This window comes from bacterium (assembly GCA_024224155.1).
Lineage (GTDB): Bacteria > Acidobacteriota > Thermoanaerobaculia > Multivoradales > JAHEKO01 > CALZIK01.
On sequence record JAAENP010000125.1, the window covers coordinates 1 to 2,483 of the forward strand.

Below are 2,483 nucleotides of genomic sequence, written 5' to 3' on the forward strand. Positions count from 1 at the left end.
CGCGCCGGCACCGTGAAATCGGTCTCGTAGGCCTGGTGCAGCATGCCGCCGTCGGCGGTCTTGACGCCGGCCTCGATGCGCATGTGGTAGCTGCCGCGCTCGAAGTCGCCGAAGATGCGGAAGCCGCCGCCCGAAGGCGTCACCGAATAGTCGACCTGAGGCTCGAAGTGGATGCCGAAGGCGGCGTCGGCCTCGTCGAGCTGGCAGCGGCTCGAGACCTGGTAGTACTCGTGGTTGACCCGGTCCCAATAGTAGCGCCGGTCTCCGCCGGCGGAGTCGTCGCAGATCACCTGGACGTAGAAGCCGCTCGAGCCCTCGGCCCGGTAGGTGTCGACGATCTTCGCCACCGGTCCCATCGCCAGATCGATCGACGCGGTGCGCCGCACGGCGCGCTGCTTCGGATCGATGGCGCTCGGGGTACCTTCGTCGAGCGCCAGCTCGAGCCTGCCGCCGCCGCGGATCATGCTGCCCGAGAGCTGGGCGAGCACCATATGGCGCTGCGGCCCGGGCCGAAAGCGGACACTGGGGCGACGCCGGTCGCCCGATTGCGGATCGGAGACCACCAGGTGGGCGCGCTTCTCGACTTCGCGCGCCGTCACCGGGCCGGAGAACACCAGGTGGGCCTCGGCCTTCTTGCGCGCGTAGTCGACGCTGGCCAGCGAGAAGCGGGCGAAGTCGAAGGCCGGGGTGGTGAACACTCGCACCCAACGACCCGCGGCAGGTGCGGTGAGCACGCCGGCGGGGGTCTCGAGCGACGTCAGCTCGACCGTGTAGGTAGTGCCGGGAGCGAAGCCTTCAGACGGCTCGAAGGTCAGGGTCGACGGGCTGGTGAACTTCAGCTCGCCGTCGACCTGCGGCTCGACCTCGAGCACCGTGCCGTCGCCGGCGCCCTCGCCGACCTTGCCCTTCTCGATCACCGGTTTGGCCAGCTCGATGACGATCTTACTCGGCCCGACGTCGGCCTCGGCGACCTCGCGGATCACCGGCGCCAGCTCTTCCGGGCTGAGCGACGGCGGCGGGGCTTCCGGCCCGGCCTGGGCTATTTCGCCGGTTGGCGGCTCGGGAGCCGGTTCCTGGTCGCGGGAGCAGGCGGTGAACGCGAGCAGGGCGAAGACGAGGACGGTGGTGGCGATCCGATCGCGGCAGGTGGCGCTTCCCAGCATATCGAGGTCCTCCGAGTGGGGTCCCCCCGAAGGGGGGCAGATGCGACGTCGAATGTCGATCCTCTCAGTGTACCTCCAGGGTGGGGCGTCACCGTGGCGGAATGTGGAGATTCTGTGACTCCTCGTAGAGGTGCGGCTCGCCGGGCGAGACCCTCCTGAGCGGATTTCGAGCGTCGAAGATAACGGACGATAGCCTCTCGTCCGTTATTGGGGACTCCCAAAAGCCGTCTCAGAGGGTCAAAAAGAACAATGGGGATTCCCCAAGCTCGTTCCAGAGGGTCAAAAAGCACAATGGGGATTCCCCAACCTCGTTCTAGAGGGTCAAAAAGCACAATGGGGATTCCCCAAGCTCGTTCTAGAGGGTCAAAAAGCACAATGGGGATTCCCCAATAACGGACGATAGCCTCTCGCCCGTTACTTCTAATCCCCCACCTCCGTTCTAGAGGGTCAAAAAGAACAATGGGGGCCGTCGAACAGGCCTCGGCGGTCAGAATGCTCAAACCGGAGTCCCGATCGAGGCCGGCACGTCGAGCGTCACGGGAGCCGCGGGTCCATCACTCGATCGGCGCGACGCAGTCAGGATCCTCAGGATCGACGCTGGGCCAGCAAGCTCGAAGGAGATCGTCGAGGCTCGGCTTCGTCAAGCCGTGCTTCTCGACAAAGCTGTCAACCAGCTGCTCCTGCCAGTAGAACAGCTTTCCGCGGTCATAGCTGGAGGTCAACGCAACCGCAAAGCGGCGCAGCCGGTACTCGCCGCAGAACTCGCGAAACGCGGCCGCCCACGGCGGTACTTCCTCCATCAGTGGCTCCAGCTCATTGCTCGAGCTCGGTGTGCTGAACCGCCATGCCCCGAATCCTAGCATCCTGTCTCATCGCCTTCTTGAGCTTGGGGCGCACCGCCTTCCTATAAAAGCGCATTGCTTTTCCCTCCGTAGGAAACACCCTCGAGGATCGCCATTCTTCGGGTTCGCCGAGGCAGTGTTCGTTGTCCCATGAGTGGACGATCGCGACGATGCCATCCGCTTTCGGGTCAAAGGCAACTCCGCCTTTCATGCGAATTCCATGAGGAAGTTCCTGTGCCCTCTTGTTCGCCATAGCTTATTGTCCAAATGTGGTCAGTCGCCTGCCATGGGTATATCGTCAAGACGCCGAACGTCAAGGCTAAGCACCGGCGCCAGCCGTGTGCTTCAGCCAATGGTTCGGCGAGAGTCTCAATCTCGATCTCACTTACGCGCCTCTCTTCGCCTTGCATCAAGCTGTGCGTTTGGAGCAGGCAAAGTTGTCGCCTTCGAATCCGATGATAATTCCTGGCCAATGTCC

2 protein-coding genes are annotated in these 2,483 nt (G+C 63.7%); both read right to left on the reverse strand.

The features are described from left to right. A partial coding sequence (locus GY769_07020; protein MCP4201669.1) for an Ig-like domain-containing protein occupies window positions 1-1,163 on the reverse strand: 1,163 nt, incomplete at its 3' end. 554 nt (window positions 1,164-1,717) lie between these two features. Next, entirely contained in the window at window positions 1,718-1,963 is a 246-nt protein-coding gene (locus tag GY769_07025) for a hypothetical protein (protein MCP4201670.1), read from the reverse strand. Window positions 1,964-2,483: the final 520 nt, after the last annotated feature.

Coding starts and splice junctions, on each gene's coding strand:
- GY769_07025 (MCP4201670.1), bottom strand. CDS start 1,963: ATGGAGGAAGTACCGCCGTGGGCGGCCGCGTTTCGCGAGTTCTGCGGC.